We start from the raw sequence: 5,853 nt of genomic DNA, 5'->3' as shown, positions 1-5,853 counted from the left end.
GTTAAGCAGGGCCACCGGCACCGGCGAGCCAATGCCCATCAGGTTGTGACTGACAAAACGGGCGGCCTGATGAATCACCCCCGGCCAATCGCTGCGTAATACCAGATGGCTGCGAAAACCTTGCCAGAAGGCCGTCAGACGCTCGATCGCACTCCGAAAATCCATCGCCCCACTGGCCAGGCTGACCGCATTGATCGCACCGGCCGAGGTGCCGACGATCACCGGAAACGGATTCGTCGCCCCCATCGGCAGCAGCTCGGCAATCGCTGCCAGCACGCCTACTTGATAGGCCGCACGAGCCCCACCGCCGGAAAGAATCAACCCTGTAACCGGTTCAGCAGGACTCATTGCAACACTCCATGGTGCTTAAAGGGATCGGTGACTCAACCGCGTTTGGCGTACAGTTTCGGCTCGCCCGGTGGGCGGCTCTTGAAGCGGCGATGCGCCCAGAGATATTGCTCCGGACATTCGCGCAACGCACCCTCCACCCATTGGTTGATCCGAATGCAATCGGCCTCTTCCGTCTCGCCGGGAAAGCCTTCGAGCGGGGCATGAATCACCAGTCGATAACCGCTGCCGTCAGCCAGGCGCTCCTGGGTGAACGGCACTACCAGCGCTTTGCCCAAGCGTGCGAATTTGCTGGTGGCGGTGACAGTCGCCGCCTGAATCCCGAACAGCGGCACGAAGATACTTTGCTTGGCGCCATAGTCCTGATCCGGTGCGTACCAGATCGCTCTCCCTGCGCGCAGCAGTTTGAGCATGCCACGCACGTCGTCGCGCTCCACCGCCAGCGAGTCGAGGTTATGCCGCTCGCGGCCTCGGCGCTGGATGAAGTCGAACAGCGGATTCTTGTGTTCGCGGTACATGCCATCGATGGTGTGTTGCTGACCGAGCAACGCTGCGCCGATCTCCAGCGTAGTGAAGTGCACAGCCATCAGAATCACGCCCTTGCCTTGCGCCTGAGCCTGTTTCAAATACTCCAGGCCTTCGACATGGGCCAGTTTCGCCAGACGCTTGCGCGACCACCACCAGCTCATGGCCATCTCGAAGAAGGYGATGCCGGTGGACGCGAAGTTTTCCTTGAGCAGGCGTTTGCGCTCGGCAGCGAATTTTTCAGGGAAACACAGCTCAAGATTGCGCTTGGCAATGCGCCGTCGGTCGCCGGCCACTCGGTACATCAATGCGCCCAGGGCGCGACCGATCGCCAGTAACGCCGGATACGGCAACTGCACAATCAGCCACAACAGCCCCAGGCCACACCACAGCGGCCAGAAACGCGGAGAAAGAAATGCTGTTCGAAATCGCGGGCGTTCCATTAAAGGTTCCGGAAAGTTAATGGCCGCGCATTCTACATCGTTCGACCCGGCTTGCGGCCTGCGGGCGTTCTCGTTATAAGTCTCGGCACTTTTAGTGACAAGCCGTTGTATGCCGACCATGAGCCAAACCGAACCGCTAGACCAAGATCCCGTGTTCCAGTTGAAGGGCAGCATGCTGGCCATTACGGTGCTGGAACTGGCCCGTAACGACCTCGAGAACCTTGATCGGCAACTGGCCGCCAAGGTCGCCCAGGCGCCCAACTTCTTCAGTAACGCGCCGCTGGTACTGGCCCTGGACAAACTCCCGGCCAGCGAAGGCTCGGTCGACCTGCCGGGATTGATGCGCATCTGCCGCCAGCATGGCCTGCGCACCCTGGCGATCCGTGCCAGCCGCATTGAAGACATCGCCGCCGCCATTGCGGTGGATCTGCCAGTGCTGCCGCCGTCCGGCGCGCGGGAACGCCCGCTCGACCCGCTCGAAGGCGTCGTAGCGAAAAAACCGGAAAAACCACCGGAGCCGACCATCAAACCGACGAAAATCATCACGTCGCCAGTACGTGGTGGCCAGCAGATTTATGCCCAGGGCAGCGATCTGGTGGTGATTTCGTCGGTCAGCCCGGGGGCGGAACTTCTCGCCGACGGCAACATCCATGTATACGGCGCAATGCGCGGTCGTGTGCTGGCCGGTGTCAAAGGTGATACGAAAGCCAGGATTTTCTGTCAGCAAATGACCGCTGAACTGGTCTCCATCGCCGGTCACTACAAGGTTTCCGAGGACCTGCGCCGCGATCCATTGTGGGGCGCCGGAGTACAAGTCAGCCTGTCGGGTGACGTGTTGAACATCATTCGGCTTTAACGGATACTGCCGCATTTTCCAAGCATCTCTAAAACGTAGCGAAACCGGCTCAAACGAAGTAGGAAAAAGGCTAAAAGCAGTGTTTACCGGGGGTAGATACCGCTCAAAACCGGATTCCAGCCAAGGCTGTCCGACTGCAGTAGTTTTTCAAGAGATGTTTTTCAGGGGCTAAACGTCCTTTTTCCTTAGGGGTAAAACACCTTGGCCAAGATTCTCGTGGTTACATCCGGCAAGGGTGGTGTGGGTAAGACCACCACCAGCGCCGCTATCGGTACCGGCCTCGCTCTGCGTGGTCACAAAACAGTTATCGTCGACTTCGACGTCGGCTTGCGTAACCTCGACCTGATCATGGGTTGCGAGCGCCGCGTGGTGTATGACTTCGTCAACGTGGTGAACGGCGAAGCCAACCTGCAACAGGCCCTGATCAAAGACAAGCGCCTGGAAAACCTCTACGTGCTGGCCGCCAGTCAGACCCGCGATAAAGACGCGCTGACCCAGGAAGGCGTAGAAAAAGTCCTGATGCAGTTGAAAGAAGACTTCGAATTCGTGGTCTGCGACTCCCCGGCCGGTATCGAGAAAGGTGCCCACCTGGCCATGTACTTCGCTGACGAAGCGATCGTCGTGACCAACCCGGAAGTCTCCTCCGTACGTGACTCGGACCGCATGCTTGGCCTGCTGGCCAGCAAGTCCCGTCGCGCCGAAAACGGCGAAGACCCGATCAAGGAACACCTGTTGCTGACCCGCTACAACCCTACGCGCGTCGTCAACGGCGAAATGCTCGGCGTCGAAGACGTCAAGGAAATCCTCGCGGTGACCCTGCTGGGCGTGATTCCGGAATCGCAAGCCGTCCTCAAGGCCTCCAACCAGGGCGTGCCGGTGATTCTCGACGACCAGAGCGACGCCGGCCAGGCGTACAGCGATGCTGTCGATCGTCTGTTGGGCAAGACCGTGGACCATCGTTTCCTCGATGTCGAGAAGAAGGGATTCTTCGAGCGACTTTTTGGAGGTAGGTAATGAACCTTTTTGACTTCTTTCGTGCCAACAAAAAGCCCAGTACCGCCTCGGTAGCGAAAGAGCGTCTACAGATCATCGTGGCGCATGAACGCGGCCAACGCAGTACGCCGGACTACTTGCCAGCCTTGCAGAAGGAACTGGTGGAAGTGATCCGCAAGTACGTCAATATCGGGTCCGATGACGTGCACGTCGCTCTGGAAAACCAGGGCAGCTGCTCGATTCTGGAACTCAATATCACCCTGCCCGATCRCTGAGTCGATCCGGCGGGAGCCACGGCGGCTCAGGGCCCTTCCATGACTGGAGGGGGCCTGAGTCGCCGTTGGCGTTTGTTACGAGGCTGTTTTAATGCCGTTGTCCAACATCCGCATCATCTATCAGGACGCCGCCGTACTGGTGGTGGATAAACCGACCCTGTTGCTCTCCGTCCCCGGACGGGCTGATGACAACAAGGACTGCCTGATTACGCGCCTGCAAGAAAACGGCTACCCGGAAGCGCGAATTGTCCATCGGCTGGACTGGGAAACCTCCGGCATCATTCTGCTGGCCCGTGACCCGGACACTCATCGCGAGCTGTCTCGGCAATTTCACGACCGCGAAACCGAAAAGGCCTACACCGCCCTGTGCTGGGGACAACCGGAACTGGACAGTGGCAGCATCGATTTGCCCCTGCGCTACGATCCGCCGACCAAGCCACGGCATGTGGTGGACCACGAATTCGGCAAGCACGCCCTGACTTTCTGGCGTGTACTGGAGCGTTGTGGCGACTGGTGCCGCGTCGAGCTGACGCCAATCACCGGCCGTTCTCACCAGTTGCGCGTGCACATGCTCTCCATCGGCCACCCGCTGCTGGGTGACGGGCTCTATGCCCATCCGCAAGCCCTGGCTGCCTGGCCACGCCTRTGCCTGCACGCGAGCATGCTGAGCTTCACTCATCCGCAAAGCGGCGAACGCCTGCGCTTCGAGTGCCCGGCGCCGTTCTAACGGCGGTGCCCAGGCTTCGGTGTCGAGGGAGCTGTTGTGGCGAGGGAGCTTGCTCCCGCTGGAGTGCGGAGCACTCCCAAAACCAGCGACCGTATTCTGTCGGGCACACCGCGCAAGCAGGATTTGCGGCCGCTGCGCCGCCGAGCGGGAGCAAGCTCCCTCGCCACATTAAATCTCACGCGCCGCCAACATCAGGCCCGCCGCACTTTGCGCTTTCAATACGTTAAACTGGCGCCACTGCTGTCTGGAGCTTCTTATGCGCGAAGAGTTGAACCAAGGCCTGATCGACTTCCTCAAGGCCTCCCCTACCCCGTTCCATGCCACCGCCAGCCTTGTCCAACGCCTGGAAGCGGCCGGTTTTGTGCGCCTCGACGAGCGCGAACCATGGACCACCGAAGCCAATGGCCGTTACTACGTCACCCGTAACGACTCTTCGATCGTCGCGTTCAAAATGGGCCGTCATTCGCCCCTGCATGGCGGCATTCGCCTGGTCGGCGCGCACACCGACAGCCCGTGCCTGCGGGTCAAACCCCAGCCGGAACTGCAACGCCAGGGCTTCTGGCAATTGGGCGTCGAAGTCTATGGCGGTGCACTGCTGGCGCCGTGGTTCGACCGCGATCTGTCGTTGGCCGGCCGCGTGACCTTCCGTCGCGATGGTAAGGTCGAGAGCCAGTTGATCGACTTCAAGGCTCCCGTTGCAATCATTCCGAACCTGGCCATTCACCTCAACCGTGAAGCCAACATGGGCTGGGCGATCAATGCCCAGACCGAACTGCCGCCGATTCTCGCGCAATTCGCCGGTGACGAACGCGTGGACTTCCGCGCCGTGCTCACCGATCAGCTGGCCCGCGAACATGGCCTGAATGCCGATGTGGTGCTCGATTACGAGCTAAGCTTCTACGACACCCAAAGCGCCGCGGTCATTGGACTGCATGGCGATTTCATCGCGGGCGCCCGCCTGGACAACCTGTTGTCGTGCTACGCCGGCCTGCAAGCATTGCTGACGACTGAAACCGACGAAACCTGCGTGCTGGTCTGCAACGATCACGAAGAAGTCGGTTCCTGCTCGGCCTGTGGCGCTGACGGTCCGATGCTTGAGCAAACCCTGCGTCGCCTGTTGCCCGAAGGGGATGAATTCGTACGGACCATTCAGAAATCCCTGCTGGTCTCGGCCGACAACGCCCACGGCGTGCACCCGAACTACGCCGACAAGCACGACGCCAACCACGGCCCGAAACTCAATGCCGGCCCGGTAATCAAGGTCAACAGCAACCAGCGCTACGCCACCAACAGCGAAACCGCCGGGTTCTTCCGTCATTTGTGCATGGCCGAAGAAGTACCGGTGCAGAGCTTCGTGGTGCGCAGCGACATGGGCTGCGGCTCGACCATCGGCCCGATCACCGCCAGCCACCTGGGCGTGCGCACCGTGGACATCGGCCTGCCGACATTCGCCATGCACTCGATCCGCGAGCTGTGCGGTAGCCATGACCTGGCACACCTGGTCAAAGTGCTGAGCGCGTTCTACGCCTGCCGCGAGTTGCCATAACCCTTGTAATTAAAAGGCAACTTTTGTGGCGAGGGAGCTTGCTCCCGCTCGGCTGCGAAGCAGTCGTAACTTGGCAAACTCGGTCTGGCTGATTAGCCGATGTTGCTTTGTTTTGGGGCTGCTTCGCAGCCCAACGGGAG

The 5,853-nt window shown here is 60.3% G+C and carries 7 protein-coding genes; 5 read left to right on the top strand and 2 right to left on the bottom strand.

Going from position 1 to position 5,853, the window contains the following annotated elements; all coding sequences use genetic code 11:
- Together AC1DLB_RS19180 and AC1DLB_RS19175 are read right to left on the bottom strand one after the other, a co-directional pair.
- Positions 1 to 348 (bottom strand): patatin-like phospholipase family protein (locus tag AC1DLB_RS19180; protein WP_477785451.1); only part of this gene is annotated, 348 nt, incomplete at its 3' end.
- A gap of 35 nt (positions 349 to 383) precedes the next feature.
- On the bottom strand, positions 384 to 1,316 hold the full coding sequence (locus AC1DLB_RS19175) for a lipid A biosynthesis lauroyl acyltransferase (RefSeq protein ID WP_477785450.1): 933 nt from the start codon (positions 1,314 to 1,316) through the stop codon (positions 384 to 386).
- 118 nt (positions 1,317 to 1,434) lie between these two features.
- Here AC1DLB_RS19175 and minC point away from each other — a divergent pair, with 118 nt between their 5' ends.
- The 5 genes from minC (at position 1,435) to AC1DLB_RS19150 (ending at position 5,713) form a co-directional block, all read left to right on the top strand.
- On the top strand, positions 1,435 to 2,172 hold the full coding sequence (gene minC / locus AC1DLB_RS19170; RefSeq protein WP_026331736.1) for a septum site-determining protein MinC: 738 nt from the start codon (positions 1,435 to 1,437) through the stop codon (positions 2,170 to 2,172).
- A gap of 201 nt (positions 2,173 to 2,373) precedes the next feature.
- Positions 2,374 to 3,186: a septum site-determining protein MinD gene (gene minD, locus AC1DLB_RS19165; protein ID WP_007940844.1), complete on the top strand. Its 813-nt coding sequence runs from the start codon at positions 2,374 to 2,376 to the stop codon at positions 3,184 to 3,186.
- A complete protein-coding gene (gene minE, locus AC1DLB_RS19160; RefSeq protein ID WP_477785449.1) occupies positions 3,186 to 3,440 on the top strand; it encodes a cell division topological specificity factor MinE in 255 nt (84 codons plus the stop codon). The genes minD and minE overlap by 1 nt, the downstream gene beginning before the upstream one ends.
- Before the next feature lie 91 nt (positions 3,441 to 3,531).
- Complete coding sequence (locus AC1DLB_RS19155; protein WP_018925180.1) at positions 3,532 to 4,167, top strand: RluA family pseudouridine synthase; 636 nt, start codon at positions 3,532 to 3,534, stop codon at positions 4,165 to 4,167.
- A gap of 256 nt (positions 4,168 to 4,423) precedes the next feature.
- A complete protein-coding gene (locus AC1DLB_RS19150) occupies positions 4,424 to 5,713 on the top strand; it encodes a M18 family aminopeptidase (RefSeq protein WP_018925179.1) in 1,290 nt (429 codons plus the stop codon).
- Positions 5,714 to 5,853 lie beyond the last annotated feature (140 nt).

The organism is Pseudomonas sp. 05N434, assembly GCF_056396965.1.
Note: the sequence above shows the minus strand (reverse complement) of the source record. Positions and strands in the feature narration are given on the sequence as shown.

Coding starts and splice junctions, on each gene's coding strand:
- minC (WP_026331736.1), top strand. CDS start 1,435: ATGAGCCAAACCGAACCGCTAGACCAAGATCCCGTGTTCCAGTTGAAG.
- AC1DLB_RS19150 (WP_018925179.1), top strand. CDS start 4,424: ATGCGCGAAGAGTTGAACCAAGGCCTGATCGACTTCCTCAAGGCCTCC.